Below are 15,857 nucleotides of genomic sequence, written 5' to 3'. Positions count from 1 at the left end.
CAGGGGCACTACGGCCGCTCCCGCGCCGACGGGCCCGTGCGGACGACCGCCTGGTCGCCGCGGGGTCCGAACAGGTGCAGGATCTCCACCGCGTTCACGTCGACGGGCCCGAACCAGTGGGGTTCGCCGGTGTCGAACTCGGCCACCTCGCCCGGCCGGAGGGTGAACGTGCGCTCCCCGATGACCAGGCGGAGCTCGCCCGCGAGCACGTAGAGCCATTCGTAGCCGGCATGGGTGACGAGCTTCGGTTCGCGGTACGAGAGCACCTGCTTGAACACCTGGACCCGGCCCGGGTACTGCGTCAGGGGCACCAGCACGCTGCCGTGCTCCCGGCGGAGGGGTTGCAGGTGCACGCGGGGGTCGCCGGTGACCGGCGCGTGCACCAGTTGGTCCAGGGCGACGCGGTGCGCGCGCGCGAGCGGGATGAGCAGTTCGAGCGCCGGGCGCCGCTTGCCCGACTCCAGCCGCGACAGCGTGCTCACGGAGATCCCGGTGTCCTGCGCGAGCACCTCGAGGGTCAGTCCGCGGTCGCGGCGCAGGGCGCGGAGCCGCGGTCCGATGCCGTCGAGCGTCCGGGCGAGTTCGGGGTCCATGCCGGCCATTTTGCAGGATCGGCAAATTCTCTGGGCCGGATCCGGCGCCGGATCCGAGCATGGGCGTGCGGAGAAGAACGGCGGACGGCAGACGGCGGTGCCGGAGGCCGGACGCGCCCCCCGGACCGAAGGCGGATCCAGTGACCACGACCCTTGCGGCTCCTGCCGTACCCGCGCCGAGTGCGCGCCGACGGTGGACGGTCCTGGCCGTCTGCGCGCTGAGCATGTTCCTCGTCGGCGTGGACACCACCATCGTCAACGTGGGCCTGCCCGTGATCGGGCGCGGCCTGGGCGTGGGCACGCACGGCCTGGAATGGGTCGTGGACGCCTACACCCTGGTCCTGGCCAGCCTCCTCGTCGCCTCCGGCGCCCTCGCGGACCGCTTCGGGCGCCGCCGCGTCTTCCAGTGCGGACTCGCCCTCTTCGGCGTCGCCTCCCTCGTCTGCGCGCTGGCTCCGTCGCTCGGCGTCCTCGTCGCGGCGCGCGCCGTCCAGGGGGTCGGGGCCTCGATGCTGAGCCCGGTGGCGCTGGCGATCGTCGTGAACGTGATGCCCGATCCTCGGGAGCGGGCTCGGGCGATCGGTGTGTGGGCGTCGGTCTTCGGGCTCAGCATGGCCGCGGGTCCGGTGATCGGCGGGGCCCTCGTCGGTGCCTTCGGCTGGCGTTCGGTGTTCTGGATCAACGCACCGGTCGTCGTCGCCGCGCTCGCCCTGGTCGCGGTCTTCGTGCCGGAGTCCCGCGGCCGTGCCCGGCGGCTCGACCTGCCCGGCCAGGTGCTCCTCACGGCCGCCCTGTGCCTTTCGGTCGGCGTCCTCATCGAAGGGCCCCGCATCGGCTGGACCTCGGTCCCGGCGCTGGCCTGCTCCACGGCCGCCGCGCTGGCCACGGCGGGATTCGTCCGGGTCGAACGGCGCCGGAGCGAACCCCTGATGGACCTCGGTCTCTTCCGGCGGCCCCCCTTCGCCTCGGCGGCCCTGGGCGCCGTGGCGCTGTTCGCCGCGCTCAACGTGACCCTCCTGCTCAACACCCTCTACCTCCAGGAAGCCCGCGGCTGGACCCCGCTCGCGGCGGGGACGGCGACGCTGCCCATGGCGCTCGGGGCCACCGTGTGCGCGCCGTGGTCCGGCCGTCTGGTGGGCCGCCTCGGGCCGGGGCGGCCGCTCGTCCTCGCGGGCGCGTTCACGGCCGCCGGCGGGCTCTGCCTGGTCGGCCTGGGGCCGGACACGGGCGTCCTCCTGCTCCTGCTGTCCTACCTGCTCATCGGCATCGGGTTCGGCTTCGCGAACGCGCCGATCACCCATACGGCCGTCGGTGGCCTGCCCGCGTCCCGGGCGGGCGTGGCCGGGGCGATCACCTCCACCGCGCGCCAGATCGGCTCGGCGGTCGGCATCGCCGTCGCCGGGGGTCTGGTCGCGGGCGCGGGCCCGGCCGGCCTCGCCCGCGCGACCCGTCCCGGATGGCTGCTCGTGACGGCCTGCGGACTGTTCCTGTTCGTCGTGGCGCGGGCCTCCCGGGCGAAGTCCCCGGCGGCCTGATCGCTGCCGCCCGGCGGCCGGGTTCCGGGACCTCGCGGCGGCCGGTTGCCCGGTCCCGCGGCGGCGGGCCTCAGGGGGCTGTGCCGGTGGCGGCCTCGGCGGTGCCGGGCCGCCCGGAGGACGGCAGGCCGCGGGGGTCGGCGCCCTGGACGCCCACCAGCCGGCCGGCGGAGCTCCCGAGGGCCTCGCGGAGCGGTTCCTCCAGGTACGGCCGGATGCCGAGGAGGGGGCGCACGCCCGTACGGAAGGGGTGGTGCGGGCCCTGGGGCGCGAGGACCAGCGGCTTGATGCCCGGTACGGTCGCGGCGCGCAGCAGCGTCGCGTCCGAGTGGGCCCGGCGTGCGGAGGTCACCCCGTCGTGGCGGGCGAGCGGATCCCTCGTCCGGGTGCGGTGGAACATCCGGGCGGCGACCGGCGCCATGCGGGTGGGGGCGATGTCGAGGTGGCAGAAGGCGAGCGCCGGCGAGTCGGCCTGGGCTTCGAAGAACTCCCCGAGCGCGGGGCCGCGCAGGTGGTGCAGCAGGCCGGACGAGACGTAGACGGTGGCGACTTCCGGGAGGTCGAAGGCGTTGCCGTGGACGAACCGGCAGTCGAGCCCCTCGGCGCGGGCCAGCCGGTCGGCCTCGGCGACGAGCGCGCCGTTCAGGTCGACCCCGACGAGTTCGACGCCCGGCCCCAGCGCGCCGGTGGCCGCGAGCCGCCGTACGAGGTGGCCGGTCCCGGAGCCGATGTCGACGAGGCGGAAGCGGCCGCGGCGGCCCGCGATCTCGCGGATGGTCTCGAACAGCGGGCCGAGCACCTCCACCAGCCGTTCGGCGGTGCCCAGTTCCTCGTCGAGCCGCTGCGTCGCGGTGTGGACGCCGATCAGCACGCGGTCCACGGCGAGCGGGTCGAGTACGTCGTCGGGTCCGGCCGGAAGTCCGGCGGCGATGCGGGCCGCGCGCCGGTCCCCGCACGCGTCGAGCGCCCGGACCACGTCACCGCGGCGCACCGGCAGCCGGGCGCCGCTGCGCGGGTCGAAGACGGCGATCAGATCGACTATTTCGAGGTGGGGCACGTCCAAAACCCTACGCCCAGGTCAGCCCCACTGTTCGAGACCCAGCTTGATGACCAGGGCCCCGACGACCGTGAGGAGGACGCCGCGGACGAACCCGGTCCCCTTGCGCAGGGCCATCGCGGCTCCGACCATGGCGCCGGCGAGGTTGAACACCGCCATCAGGGCGGCCAGTTGCCACAGCACCATGCCCTGGTACGCGAACATCGCCAGCGCCCCGGCATTGGTGCACACGTTGACGATCTTCGCGGTGGCGGAGGCGGTGACCAGGTCCAGGTGGAGCAGTGCCGTCAGGGCCAGGACGAGGAAGGTGCCGGTGCCGGGCCCGATGAGGCCGTCGTAGAAGCCGATGCCGAGGCCGGCCAGGGCGATGGCGAGCAGCACCCGCTGCCTGCTGGCCGGCGCGGCGCCGGGGACCGTTCCGAAGGCGGGACGGAAGACGACGAAGCCCGCGACCACCACCAGAACGGCCATGATCAGCGGGCGCAGCGCGTCCTTGCTGATCCCGCCGGCCAGCGCGGCCCCGCCCATCGAGCCGGCGAGGGCGGCCAGGCCGATGCGGACGGCGAGTTTCACGTCCACCCGGGTCTTGCGCAGGTACGTCACGGCGGCGCCCGAGGTGCCCACGATGGCCACGGCCTTGTTGGTTCCGAGGACGGTGGCGGGGTGGGCGTGCGGCAGACCGAGCAGCAGGGCGGGCAGGAGCAGCAGGCCCCCGCCGCCCACGACGGCGTCGATCCAGCCGGCCGCGGCGGCGGCCACGCACAAAGTGACGATCATGGTCGTCGATATGTCAGGCACGGACCCGACCCTATGGAGCGGTTGGGTGCACTGGCCATCAATCCCCGGAAACTTGCGCAAAGGTTGAGCTTTGCCGGGCCGGCGCCCGGTCCGGGGCCGCCGGGGAGGCCGGGTCCACCGCCGCCGTCAGCACGGTCGCGGCCAGCACGCTGGCCAGCCCGAGCCCGGCCGCGAGGCGCCGCGCGGGCGGCACGGATGCCAGCACGGCCCGCACGGCGCGCAGCGGCGGAGTACGGGGTCTGCGGTGGCGGGCGGCGGCCGGCGGCCCGGCCGGCGGCTCCGCCCCGGCTCGCACGGACACGGGCAGGGCGACGTGCAGCGGGTGACGCATGACGCGGCGGCCTCTCGGGATCGGAGGGCTGGTGGGCCCGGGCACGGTCAGGAGCTGAAGCACTCGCTGTGGATGCGGCCGGCCGGCACCCCGGCCCGCAGCAGTGCGGTCCGGGTGGCCTCCGCCATCCCGGGCGGCCCGCACAGGTACACGTCGTGCTCCGCCAGTTCCGGCACCAGCGCGGTGAGCGCCCGGGGCGCCAGCGGATCGTGGGCGGCGTCCGACGGCCCGAGCAGGTAGTGCAGCCCGGCCTGCCGTTCGGCGGCGATGGCCTCCAGCTCGCAGCGCAGGACGAGCTGCTCCTCGGCCCCGGCCCGGTAGAGCAGCGTGATGTCCCCGGGCCCGCCGGGCAGCGTCTCGAACAGCGTCCGCATCGGGGTGATCCCGACCCCGCCGGCGATCAGGAGCACCTTGGGCCGGGTCCGCCGGGCGGCGGTGAGCGCGCCGAAGGGCCCGGTGGCGAGGACCCTGGTGCCGGGGCGCAGCCGCCGGATCCGGCGGGAGTGGCCGCCCAGCGCCTTCACGGTGATGCGCAGGGTGTCCCCGCGGACCGGCGCCGACAGCGAGAACGGCAGCGCGGTGTGCCAGAGCCTGCGCTGCAGGAAGCGCCAGCGCAGGTACTGCCCCGGCTCGGCGCGCAGCTCCGCGAGGCGCTCCCCGCGGACGACGACGGATACCACCCCGGGTCCCTCGACGAAGACACCCGCGACCCGCAGCGCGTGCCGCAGGGCCTGGCGGACGGGGACCACGGCGCGGTACCAGACGAGCAGGACGGCGACGACGGCGTGCGCGAGGGCCCAGAACCAGGCGACGGGGCGCAGGTCGGGTCCGGCGAGCTGGTGGCCGAAGGCGAGGGCGGCGGCGAGGTGGACGAGCAGGTGCACCCCGCGCCAGGTCTCGTGCGGGACGCGGCGGCGCACGGAGCGGGCGGAGGTGACGCCGACGGCGGCCAGCAGGAGGCTCCCGGCGACCGCGGCGGCCACGGCCGGGTAGCCGAGCAGCTCCCGGACGGCGGAGAGCACGTCGAGGCCTTCGTGGACGGCGTAGCCGCAGAGCGCGAGGAGTCCGTGTCCGGCGCAGAGCAACAGGACGTGGCGGCCGCCCAGGGCGTGCCAGCGGGCGAGCCGGTCGGCGCCGACCCCGTGCTCCACGGCGGGGACCCGGGCCATCAGGAACAGCAGGACGAGGATCCCGTACCCGGCGAGGAGGCCGGACAGGTGGGCGGCGGTCGCGAACAGGGCGTCGAGCCGGGCCGAGGGACGCACCTGGGCCGCCCACAGCAGGACCACGACGCCCGCCCCGCCCAGCATCCCGCCCTTGACCCGTACCGCCGCATCTCGCATACGGGCCACGCTAAGGGCGGTCCGGAGGGCTCCCCGGCCCTCGGGATGATCCTTAAGGCGGCCTTGAGGAACGCCTCACGGGCCCTTAACCCGCACGCTGAGGTCGGCGTTCCGTCAGGGAAACAGAGGCGATGCCGTGGGGAAACAGCGGCCGCGCACTCTCGTGTCATGACCTCGAAAAAGCAGCGCGTGGTGGTGATCGGCGCCGGGCTCGCGGGCCTGCGGCTCGCCGCCCGGCTGGGCGGGGACGTGTGCGTCCTCGGGGAGGAGCCGCACGTCCCGTACAACCGGGTCCTCCTCGCGGAGGTGCTCGCGGGCCGCTACGCGCCGGAGGTGACGGCCCTGCCCGCCGCGGGTCCGGCGCTGCGCCGGGGCGTGCGGGCGGTGCGGATCGACCGGGCGGAGCAGGTGGTGCACTGCGACGACGGAACGGTGGAGCCGTACGACACGCTGGTGCTGGCCACCGGGTCGAACCCGGTCCTGCCGCCCCTGCGCGGCCTGTTCGCACCCGAGGGGCGCGAACTCCCCTACGGCGTGCACGCGTTCCGCACCATGGACGACTGCCTGGCCCTCTCGGAAGCCGTACGGCCCGGCGTGCGCGCGGTGGTGATCGGCGGCGGCCTCCTCGGCGTCTCGGCGGCCCGCGCCCTCGCCGAGCGCGGCGCCCAGGTGGTCCTGACCCAGCAGGGCGAGCGCCTGATGGAGCGCCAGCTCGACGCGGACGCCTCCGCCCTGCTGCACGCGCACCTCACCTCGATGGGCATCGAGATCCACACGGAATGCCGGGTCCGCGGCCTGGCGACGGCTCCCGCGGACGCGTCGCCGGGGGCCGGACGCAACCCTGCTCCGTCCGGGGATCTCCCCGGACGGGGTCCGGGACCGTCCGGGGCGCGGGTCCGGGCGGCGGAGCCCGCGGGGCCCCGCCGGGCCACCGGTGTCGAACTCGCCGACGGCTACCGTCTCGACGCCGACCTCGTCGTGCTCGCCTGCGGCGTGAGGCCCCGCACCGGCCTCGCGCTGGCGGCCGGCCTCGACGTCCGCACCGGCGTCGTCGTCGACGACCGGCTGCGCACCAGCGACCCCCGCATCCACGCCATCGGCGACTGCGCCGAGCACGCGGGCCGGGTCTACGGCCTGGCGGGTCCCGCCCTGGAACAGGCCGAGGCGCTCGCCAAGGTCCTCCTCGGCACCGGCCGGGGCCTCGGCGTCCCCGCCGCGACCACCCCGGTCCAGGACACCGGCCACGACACCGCGGGCGCCACCCCGTCCCCGCCCCCGTCCTCCTACACCGGCACCCGCGCCCTGACCCGCCTCACCCTCACCGCCGCGGACGCCGGGGGCCGCCCCCTCGACCTCGCCGCGTTCGGCGAGACCACCCCGCTCCCCGGCGACGACGTGGTCCGGCTCACCGACGCCACCCGCCGCACCTACCGCAAGGTCGTCGTCCGCGGCGACCGCCTCGTCGGCGGGGTCCTGCTCGGCGAACTCTCCAGCGTGGGCGCCCTCGCCCGGGGCTGGGAGGACGACTGCTCGCTCGACACCGCGACCGACGTGTACCACCTGCTCACCGACGACGGAGGCTCCTGATCATGGCCGCAGCCACGCCCACGCCCACTCCCGCCATCGTGCTCATCGGCCACGGCATGGTCGGCCAGCGCTACCTGGAGGCGCTCGCCGAGCTCGGTGCCACCGCCACGCACCGGATCACCGTGCTCTGCGAGGAGCCCCGGCCCGCCTACGACCGCGTGCACCTGACCTCGTACTTCTCCGGGAGCACCCCCGAGGACCTGTCGATGACCCCGGCCTCCTTCATGGCGGAGCACGGGATCACCCTCCACCTCGACGACCCCGCCGAGACCGTAGACCGGGACGCCCGCACCGTCACCTCCCGCTCCGGGCGCGTGATCCCGTACGACGTGCTCGTCCTCGCGACCGGCAGCTACCCCTTCGTGCCGCCCGTCCCCGGCAAGGACGCCCCGGGCTGTTTCGTCTACCGCACCATCGAGGACCTCCTCGCGATCGAGGAGTACGCCAAGACCCGGACCGCGGGCGCCGTCGTCGGCGGCGGACTGCTCGGGCTGGAGGCCGCCGGTGCGCTCCAGGGCCTCGGGCTCACCACCCGCATCGTGGAGTTCGCGCCCCGCCTGATGCCCGTCCAGGTCGACGAGGGCGGCGGAGCGGCCCTGCTGCGCACCATCGAGAACATGGGACTCACCGTCCACACCGGCGTCGGCACCCAGGAGGTCGTCACCGGCGAGGACGGCTCGGTCAGCGGCATGAAGCTGTCCGACGGCTCCGTCGTCCCGACCGACCTGGTCGTCTTCTCCGCCGGCGTCCGCCCCCGTGACCAGCTCGCCCGCGCGGCCGGCCTGAGCGTGGGCGAGCGCGGCGGCATCGCCGTCGACGCCCGCTGCCGCACCTCCGACCCGCACGTGTACGCCATCGGCGAGTGCGCGCTGGCCGCCGACGGCCGCGTCTACGGCCTGGTCGCCCCCGGGTACGAGATGGCCGAGACGGCCGCCGAGGACCTGCTGGGCCGCGAGAAGGAGTTCACCGGGGCCGACCTCTCCACCAAGCTCAAGCTGCTCGGCGTGGACGTGGCCTCCTTCGGCGACGCGCACGGCGCCACCGAGGGCAGCCTGGACGTCGTCTACTCCGACTCCCGCTCCGGGGTCTACAAGAAGGTGGTCGTCTCCGCTGAAGGCGTCCTGCTCGGCGGCGTCCTGGTCGGTGACGCCGACTCCTACGGCCTGCTGCGCCCGCTCACCGGCTCCGTCCCGCCCGTCACCCCCGAGCAGCTGGTGCTGCCCGCCGGGGCCGGGGCGCCGGTGGCCCTCGGCCCGGCCTCGCTGCCCGACTCGGCGGTGATCTGCTCCTGCCACAACGTCACGAAGAAGGCCATCACCGCCTGCGCGACCCTGCCCGAGGTGAAGAAGTGCACCAAGGCGGGCACCGGTTGCGGCAGCTGCCTCAAGGTGATCGGCCAGCTGCTGCCGGCCGCCGCCGACAAGGGGCTGTGCGGCTGCTTCCCCTTCACCCGGGCCGAGCTGTACGAGATCGTCCGCACCCTGCGCGTGACCTCCTTCGAGCAGTTCCTCGACAGCCACGGCCGGGAGGGCGCCCGGGGAGGTGAGGGATGCGAGGTCTGCAAGCCGGCCTTCGGCTCGGTCATCGCCTCGCTCGCCGCCACCCTCGGCGCGAGCGGCTACGTCCTGGACCGTGAGCAGGCCGCCCTCCAGGACACCAACGACCACTTCCTCGCGAACCTGCAGCGCAACGGCTCGTACTCGGTGGTCCCGCGCATCCCCGGCGGCGAGATCACCCCCGACAAGCTCATCGTGATCGGCGAGGTGGCGCGCGACTTCGGCCTCTACACGAAGATCACCGGTGGTCAGCGCATCGACCTCTTCGGCGCGAGCGTGGACCAGCTCCCGCAGATCTGGGCCCGGCTCGTCGACGCCGGGTTCGAGTCCGGGCACGCCTACGGCAAGGCCCTGCGGACGGTGAAGTCCTGCGTGGGCCAGACCTGGTGCCGCTACGGGGTCCAGGACTCCGTGCGCATGGCCATCGACCTGGAGCTGCGCTACCGGGGCCTGCGCGCCCCGCACAAGCTGAAGTCGGCGGTCTCCGGATGCGCCCGCGAGTGCGCGGAGGCCCAGAGCAAGGACTTCGGGATCATCGCGACGGCCAGCGGCTGGAACCTCTACGTCGGCGGCAACGGCGGAGCCACCCCGCGCCACGCCGACCTCCTGGCCCAGGACCTGTCCGACGCCGAACTCGTCCGGCTCATCGACCGGTTCCTGATGTTCTACATCCGCACCGCCGACCGGCTGGAGCGCACGTCCACCTGGCTGGAGCGACTGGAGGGAGGCCTCGACCACCTGCGGGACGTGGTCGTGCACGACTCCCTCGGGCTGTGCGCGGAGCTGGAGTCGCTGATGGCGGACCACGTGGCGCACTACCGCGACGAGTGGGCCGAGACGCTCCAGGACCCTGAACGGCTTCGCCGGTTCGTGTCCTTCGTCAACGCGCCCGGCGCCCCCGACCCGACCGTGAAGTTCGTCCCCGAGCGCGACCAGGTCAAGCCCGACCTGACCATCCTGACCCTCGAGCCCGCTGGATCCCTGGGAGGTACCCGATGACCGTCGAACTGCAGGTCGCCGAAGGCTGGCTGACGGTGTGCGAGCTGTCCGCGCTGGTCCCGGGTCGCGGGGTCGCGGCCCTGCTGCCGGACGGGAGCCAGGCCGCGGTGTTCGTCGACCGCAAGGGGCGCGCGTACGCCATCGCCAACCGCGACCCCTTCACCGGGGCGCACGTGCTCTCGCGCGGGCTGGTCGGTTCGGCGGCCGGGCGGGCCTTCGTGGCCTCGCCGCTGCTCAAGCAGCGCTTCGACCTGGAGTCGGGGCGCTGCCTGGACGACGAGGAGGTGGCGGTCCGGACGTTCCCGGTGCGGACCGCCGCGACCTCCGCCTGAGGACCGGGCCCGGGTCCGGACGGTGGTGTCCGGACGGCCGGGCCGCAGGTCAGGCAGCAGGTCGGGCAGCAGGTCAGGACTGGACCATCGCCGGGTCCATCCACATGATCTCCCACGTGTGGCCGTCGAGGTCGTCGAAGGCGCGGCCGTACATGACGCCGTGGTCCTGCGCGGGGCGGGGTTCGGTGGCCCCGCCCGCCAGGGCCCCGTCGACGAGCTCGTCGACCTTGTCCCGGCTCTCGGCGCTCAGACAGATCAGGACCTCGGAGGTCTTGGTGGAGTCGGCGATCTCCTTGTGCGTGAAGTCCTTGTAGCGGGCCTCGGTCAGGAGCATGGCGACGATCGTGTCGCTGATGACCATGGAGGCGCAGTTCTCGTCGGTGAACTGGGCGTTGAAGGAGTAGCCGAGCTTCCCCCAGAAGGTCTTGCTGGCCTCGAGGTCCTTGACCGGCAGGTTGACGAAGATCATGGTGGCGGACATCTCGGTCCCTCTTCTCTCGGTGCGCTCCGGGTGCTCCCGTTGCTTTCGAGGGGTAGACCGGCGTGGGGCGCGGAACTCATCTCTCCCGGCAAAAATTTCTCGAAATTCCTTCGCCGAGCACGAACCCGCAGGTCAGGCAGGGGATCGGTCGACGTCAGGTGAGGGACCGGAGCCGCAGGGCGGCCAGCGGGACGAAGCCGAGCCCGCCCTCGCTCTCCCAGGAGACCTCCGCGCCGTTCAGCCGCTTGTGCAGGGTCAGCGCGATCCGCTCGCCCATCGCCTTGGCCCGCTCGGCGTTCGGGCCCCGGTGCAGTCCGTCGATCGTGGCGCGCCACAGCTGCACCCAGCGGCCGAAGTCCTCGGCGGTCATCTCGCGGGCCGAGTGGAGGGCGGCGTGCGGGGCGAAGGCGTCGCGCCGGTAGTCGGCGGTACGGAACAGGGCCCGCTCCCAGAAGTCGGTGATCCGGGGCAGGTGCGCACCGAGGTCGGTGCCGGCGATCTCGGTGAAGAACGGCCCGATCCCCGGGTCGGCGAAGGCGGCCGTGTAGAAGCGGCGCAGCACGACGTCGAGGTCGGCGCGGTCGCGGAGGTCGGCGCGGCCTCGGAGGCCGGCTTCGGCGGGGACGGGGGTCATGGCACCACCATCCTCCCGCACCCGGAGCCTCCCCAGGGCTGAAAGTCCCGCAATACGTCGCGGCGGAGGATCCGTATCCCCGGACCCCGTCCGATTGTCGAACAGGTGCACGGAATGCGACCGCGCGTAGGCGTTCCGCTACGAGGAGTTCCGGGAAGGCGTACCGATATCCCGCAATTCCTCCTCCGGGATTGCCCTCGGGCCGGCCGACGTCCTGCCATTCGGAATGGACATCATGTCAACCCAGCCGGTCCCCGGCTCCGGCGGCCGCGCCCCGGCGGCCGCGGAGCCCGCCGGGGCGCGGGGGCTCACGAGGCCACCGCCCCGCCCTTGAGCAGCGCGGCTCCCAGCGGCGTCACCGTGTGCAGGACGGAGTTGCCCCGGCGCAGGGTGGTGACGAGGCCGGCCTCGCGCATCACCCCGGCGTGCTGGCTCGCGGAGGCCAGCGAGACCCCGGCGCGCCGGGCCAGCTCGCTCGTCGTGGCCCCGTCGCCGATCGCCTGGAGGACCACCGAGCGGGTGTGCCCGACCAGCTTGCCCAGGGTGCGCTGGCGGTACCGGCGCTGCTCCTCCGCGGGGCGCCCCGCCTCGCCGCCGGGCTGCGCCGAGGCCAGCTCCGCCGCCGCCGGGTAGACCAGCACCGGCGGCAGCTCCGGGTCGTGCAGGGTCACCGCCGTGCGCCGGCAGAAGAAGGACGGCTGGAGCAGCAGCCCGCGCCCCCGTAGCCGTACGTCGCGGTCCACGGGGTAGTCGCACTCCAGCACCGGAGCCCGCCAGCGCAGCATCGGCGGCAGCGAGGCCAGCAGCTCGTCCGCTCCGCCGTCGAGCAGCGCCCGGCCGCGTGCGGCCCGCTCGGCCTCGATCTGGGCCTGGATGTGGCTCCAGTACGGCTCCACGGCCGCCCGGTGGTAGCCGCGCAGTTCACCGAGGAGCCGGGGCAGATGCGCGGTGGCGCCCTCCATGAAGTCCCGCAGGCGCCTCGGCACGGCTCCGTCGGAGACCGTGCCCGCGCCGGCGGCCCCGGGCATCCCGAAGGCCGCGGCCATGCCGGAGCCCGCCCCCGCGCTCCGGCCGAGCAGCACGAGCTCGCTCCGCATCCGCTCGGGACGGATCGCGCGCAGCGCGTCGAGACCGACGTCCCATCCGTACTTCCCCTCCACGGGGGTGAGGAAATCGGGGAAATAACCGCGACTCGGTATCAGCGCACCGAGGAGTCGCGTCTCACCATTCAGCCTGCTCCGGGTTTCCGTACGCCACTCGCCGAAGAGCCGGGTATCTCGCCGGTCCCTCAGACGGTGAAAACTCAATATTGTTTCCCACAACGCATCCGGACGTCCTGCCATCCTTAAGCGTGCCAGGTCCACTCCAGTGAAATGGATACGCAGCACCGAACCCCCACCTGTGCAACCGCAATCCCCCCGCCCTATGAGTATGCACGCCGTCACACGTGGTCACCATGGCCTTTCAGCCACAGTTGAAACCCCTTTCGGCGGGGGTGTGACAACCGAAATCCTGTACTCCGCCGGGCACACTCCGGCGCGACCGAAACGCTCCGCGAAGGCCGTGGGGGGCTTTGCGGGGCCTGGCGGTCGGTCGCACCGGGAAGCGCCGACGTGTCCGGCGGATAGGCGGCAGGCGGTGGACGGGTGGGGATCCGTCCGCCGCCTGTTGCCGTAAAGACCTTTGGAACAACATTGAACGAATACTCGCCGGCGGGAACCACGGAACGGCCGGGACAAGGAACAGCCGGGAAAATGGACGCGCCTGCCCAGGGCGTCAGGGAACCCGGGCAGGCGCGGTCTCGTGGGCCCCGGTGGTCAGGGCCGGTGGGCGGTCAGCGGCTGTCGCTGCCCTTCGACTCGGCGGCGGCGCGGCCGGCCTCCAGGCGCGCGACGGGGATCCGGAACGGCGAGCAGGAGACGTAGTCGAGTCCGACCTCGTGGAAGAAGTGGACGGACTCGGGGTCGCCGCCGTGCTCTCCGCAGACGCCGAGCTTGAGGTCGGGGCGGGTCGCCCGGCCGGCCTGGACGGCGCTGCGGACCAGCGCGCCGACGCCGTCGCGGTCGATGGTCTCGAAGGGCGAGACCCCGAAGATGCCCTTCTCCAGGTACGCGGTGAAGAAGCTGGCCTCGACGTCGTCGCGGGAGAAGCCCCACACCGTCTGGGTCAGGTCGTTCGTGCCGAAGGAGAAGAACTGCGCGGCCTCGGCGATCTGGCCGGCGGTCAGCGCGGCGCGCGGCAGCTCGATCATGGTGCCGATGGTCAGCTTGAGGCTGGTGCCGGTGGCCGCCTCGACCTCGGCGATGACCCGGTCGGCCTCCTCGCGGACGATCTCCAGCTCCTGGACGGTGCCCACGAGCGGGACCATGATCTCGGCGCGCGGGTCGCCCTTGGCGTTCTTGCGCTCGGCCGCGGCCTCGGCGATCGCCCGGACCTGCATGGCGAACAGGCCGGGGATGACCAGGCCCAGACGGACACCGCGCAGACCCAGCATCGGGTTCTGCTCGTGCAGCTTGTGCACGGCCTGGAGCAGGCGCAGGTCGTTCTCGTTGGCGTCCTTGCGGGACTCGGCGAGGGCGACGCGCACCGACAGCTCGGTGATGTCGGGCAGGAACTCGTGCAGCGGCGGGTCGAGCAGGCGGACGGTGACGGGCAGGCCGTCCATCGCCTCGAACAGCTCGACGAAGTCCTTCTTCTGCAGCGGCAGGAGGGCGCTCAGCGCCGCCTCGCGCTCCTTGTCGGTGTCCGCGAGGATCAGGTTCTCGACCAGCTCGCGGCGCTCGCCGAGGAACATGTGCTCGGTGCGGCACAGGCCGATGCCCTGGGCGCCGAAGCGGCGGGCGCGCAGCGCGTCCTCGGCGTTGTCGGCGTTGGCGCGGACACGCAGCCGGCGTACGCGGTCGGCGTAGGCCATGATCCGGTGCACGGCGGCGACGAGCTCGTCGGCGTCGTCGGCGCCGGCGTGCATGCGGCCCTCGAAGTACTCGACGACCGGGGACGGTACGACGGGTACCTCTCCGAGGTAGACCTTGCCGGTGGAGCCGTCGATGGAGACGACGTCACCCTCCTCGACGACCGTACCGCCGACCGTCATGCGGCGGCGCTTGGTGTCGACCTCGAGGTCCTCGGCGCCGCAGACGCAGGTCTTGCCCATGCCGCGGGCGACGACGGCGGCGTGGGAGGTCTTGCCGCCGCGCGAGGTCAGGATGCCCTCGGAGGCGATCATGCCGTCCAGGTCGTCGGGGTTGGTCTCGCGGCGGATCAGGATGACCTTCTCGCCGGAGCGGGACCACTTGACGGCCGTGTAGGAGTCGAAGACGGCCTTGCCGACCGCCGCGCCCGGGGAGGCGGCGATGCCGCGGCCGAGCAGCTGGGTCGTGGCGCTCTCGTCGAAGCGCGGGAACATCAGCTGCGCGAGCTGGGCGCCGTTGACGCGCTGGAGGGCCTCGGCCTCGTCGATGAGGCCCTGGTCGACGAGCTGGGTGGCGATGCGGAAGGCGGCGCCGGCGGTGCGCTTGCCGACCCGGGTCTGCAGCATCCACAGCTGGCCGCGCTCGATGGTGAACTCGATGTCGCAGAGATCCTTGTAGTGGGTCTCCAGCGTCGTCATGATCGTCATGAGCTGGTCGTACGAGGTCTTGTCGATCGTCTCCAGGTCCGCCAGCGGGACGGTGTTGCGGATGCCCGCCACCACGTCCTCGCCCTGGGCGTTCTGGAGGTAGTCGCCGTAGACGCCCGCGTGGCCGCTGGCCGGGTCGCGGGTGAAGGCGACGCCGGTGCCCGAGTCGGGACCGAGGTTGCCGAAGACCATGGAACAGATGTTGACGGCGGTGCCCAGGTCGCTCGGGATGCGCTCCTGGCGGCGGTAGAGCTTGGCGCGGTCGGTGTTCCAGGAGTTGAAGACCGCCTCGACGGCGAGGTCCATCTGCTCGCGGGCGTCCTGCGGGAACTCGCGGCCGGCCTCCTTCGCGACGATCTTCTTGAAGCGCGTGACGAGCTTCTTCAGGTCGGCGGCGTCGAGGTCGGTGTCGACGGTGACCTTCTTGGCGGCCTTGGCCTCGTCGAGGGCGTCCTCGAAGAGCTCGCCGTCCACGCCGAGCACGGTCTTGCCGAACATCTGGATGAGGCGGCGGTAGGAGTCCCACGCGAAGCGCGCGTCACCGGCCTGGGTGGCGAGGCCGGTCACGGACGCATCGGAGAGACCGATGTTGAGGACCGTGTCCATCATGCCGGGCATCGAGAACTTCGCGCCGGAGCGCACGGAGACCAGCAGCGGGTCGTCCGACTGGCCGAGCTTCTTGCCCATCCGCGCCTCGAGGGCGTCGAGGTGCGCGCTGACCTCTTCGCGCAGCTCGGCCGGGGCCTCGCCGCTCTCGAGGTAGACCTTGCAGGCCTCGGTGGTGATGGTGAAGCCGGGAGGGACCGGCAGACCCAGGTTGGTCATCTCGGCGAGGTTGGCACCCTTGCCGCCGAGAAGGTCCTTGAGGTCGCGGTTGCCCTCGGTGAAGTCGTAGACGAACTTCTGATCTTTGTTTTCCGACACGGGTCTCGACTCCTCGAGGCTCGGTGGCTGCCCTGACGGCCAGGAACATACCCAGATCGAAGGCTTAT

General features: G+C 73.2%; 13 protein-coding genes. 4 read left to right on the top strand and 9 right to left on the bottom strand.

From position 1 onward, the window contains the following. Nucleotides 1–8: 8 nt before the first annotated feature. Nucleotides 9–593 carry an XRE family transcriptional regulator gene (locus ABZY44_RS04815; RefSeq protein WP_356650152.1) on the bottom strand — a complete coding sequence of 195 codons (585 nt, stop codon included), beginning with the start codon at nt 591–593 and terminating at the stop codon, nt 9–11. Between the two features lie 140 nt (nt 594–733). Here ABZY44_RS04815 and ABZY44_RS04810 point away from each other — a divergent pair, with 140 nt between their 5' ends. After that, on the top strand, nt 734–2,128 hold the full coding sequence (locus tag ABZY44_RS04810; protein WP_356650150.1) for an MFS transporter: 1,395 nt from the start codon (nt 734–736) through the stop codon (nt 2,126–2,128). Between the two features lie 70 nt (nt 2,129–2,198). Here ABZY44_RS04810 and ABZY44_RS04805 read toward each other — a convergent pair whose 3' ends face one another. From ABZY44_RS04805 to ABZY44_RS04790, 4 genes are read right to left on the bottom strand one after another with little or no spacing between them, the layout of a single operon-like run. Continuing rightward, the gene (locus ABZY44_RS04805; RefSeq protein WP_356650149.1) at nt 2,199–3,185 is read right to left on the bottom strand and encodes a class I SAM-dependent methyltransferase; all 987 of its coding nucleotides are present in this window, start codon (nt 3,183–3,185) and stop codon (nt 2,199–2,201) included. Between the two features lie 21 nt (nt 3,186–3,206). Next, nucleotides 3,207–3,983, bottom strand: a complete 777-nt coding sequence (locus tag ABZY44_RS04800; protein WP_356650148.1) for a TSUP family transporter — start codon at nt 3,981–3,983, stop codon at nt 3,207–3,209. 37 nt (nt 3,984–4,020) lie between these two features. Further along, nucleotides 4,021–4,314, bottom strand: a complete 294-nt coding sequence (locus ABZY44_RS04795) for a hypothetical protein (RefSeq protein WP_356650147.1) — start codon at nt 4,312–4,314, stop codon at nt 4,021–4,023. A gap of 47 nt (nt 4,315–4,361) precedes the next feature. Next, a complete protein-coding gene (locus ABZY44_RS04790; protein WP_356650146.1) occupies nt 4,362–5,657 on the bottom strand; it encodes a ferredoxin reductase family protein in 1,296 nt (431 codons plus the stop codon). Nucleotides 5,658–5,825: 168 nt separating this feature from the next. Between ABZY44_RS04790 and ABZY44_RS04785 the strand changes: the two genes are divergently transcribed. From ABZY44_RS04785 to nirD, 3 genes are read left to right on the top strand one after another with little or no spacing between them, the layout of a single operon-like run. Further along, nucleotides 5,826–7,244 (top strand): FAD-dependent oxidoreductase, encoded by a 1,419-nt coding sequence (locus ABZY44_RS04785; RefSeq protein ID WP_356650145.1) that lies wholly within the window; start codon nt 5,826–5,828, stop codon nt 7,242–7,244. Between the two features lie 2 nt (nt 7,245–7,246). Beyond that, entirely contained in the window at nt 7,247–9,799 is a 2,553-nt protein-coding gene (gene nirB / locus ABZY44_RS04780; protein ID WP_356650144.1) for a nitrite reductase large subunit NirB, read from the top strand. Beyond that, on the top strand, nt 9,796–10,131 hold the full coding sequence (gene nirD / locus ABZY44_RS04775) for a nitrite reductase small subunit NirD (protein ID WP_356650143.1): 336 nt from the start codon (nt 9,796–9,798) through the stop codon (nt 10,129–10,131). Before nirB ends, nirD begins: the two co-directional genes overlap by 4 nt. A 73-nt stretch (nt 10,132–10,204) precedes the next feature. On the opposite strand, the gene ABZY44_RS04770 is transcribed toward nirD, so the two are convergent. The 4 genes from ABZY44_RS04770 to ppdK form a co-directional block, all read right to left on the bottom strand. Continuing rightward, entirely contained in the window at nt 10,205–10,612 is a 408-nt protein-coding gene (locus ABZY44_RS04770) for a VOC family protein (RefSeq protein WP_356650142.1), read from the bottom strand. A 154-nt stretch (nt 10,613–10,766) separates the two neighbouring features. Next, entirely contained in the window at nt 10,767–11,246 is a 480-nt protein-coding gene (locus ABZY44_RS04765; RefSeq protein WP_356650141.1) for a group III truncated hemoglobin, read from the bottom strand. 308 nt (nt 11,247–11,554) lie between these two features. Then, nucleotides 11,555–12,634 carry a helix-turn-helix domain-containing protein gene (locus ABZY44_RS04760; protein WP_356650140.1) on the bottom strand — a complete coding sequence of 360 codons (1,080 nt, stop codon included), beginning with the start codon at nt 12,632–12,634 and terminating at the stop codon, nt 11,555–11,557. A 446-nt stretch (nt 12,635–13,080) separates the two neighbouring features. After that, nucleotides 13,081–15,789, bottom strand: coding sequence for a pyruvate, phosphate dikinase (gene ppdK / locus ABZY44_RS04755; protein ID WP_356650139.1), 2,709 nt, complete (start codon nt 15,787–15,789; stop codon nt 13,081–13,083). Between the last annotated feature and the right edge of the window lie 68 nt (nt 15,790–15,857).

The sequence above is a fragment of the Streptomyces sp. NPDC006544 genome (genome assembly GCF_040611715.1).
Taxonomy (GTDB): Bacteria; Actinomycetota; Actinomycetes; order Streptomycetales; family Streptomycetaceae; genus Streptomyces.
The sequence above is the reverse complement of the archived record's forward strand: the minus strand, read 5'-3'. Positions and strand labels throughout refer to the sequence as shown.

Bases quoted from the DNA above. Each gene is read 5' to 3' on its own strand.
- ABZY44_RS04815 (WP_356650152.1), bottom strand. From the start codon at position 593: ATGGACCCCGAACTCGCCCGGACGCTCGACGGCATCGGACCGCGGCTC.
- ABZY44_RS04795 (WP_356650147.1), bottom strand. From the start codon at position 4,314: ATGCGTCACCCGCTGCACGTCGCCCTGCCCGTGTCCGTGCGAGCCGGG.
- ABZY44_RS04790 (WP_356650146.1), bottom strand. From the start codon at position 5,657: ATGCGAGATGCGGCGGTACGGGTCAAGGGCGGGATGCTGGGCGGGGCG.
- ABZY44_RS04785 (WP_356650145.1), top strand. From the start codon at position 5,826: ATGACCTCGAAAAAGCAGCGCGTGGTGGTGATCGGCGCCGGGCTCGCG.
- nirB (WP_356650144.1), top strand. From the start codon at position 7,247: ATGGCCGCAGCCACGCCCACGCCCACTCCCGCCATCGTGCTCATCGGC.
- nirD (WP_356650143.1), top strand. From the start codon at position 9,796: ATGACCGTCGAACTGCAGGTCGCCGAAGGCTGGCTGACGGTGTGCGAG.
- ABZY44_RS04770 (WP_356650142.1), bottom strand. From the start codon at position 10,612: ATGTCCGCCACCATGATCTTCGTCAACCTGCCGGTCAAGGACCTCGAG.
- ABZY44_RS04765 (WP_356650141.1), bottom strand. From the start codon at position 11,246: ATGACCCCCGTCCCCGCCGAAGCCGGCCTCCGAGGCCGCGCCGACCTC.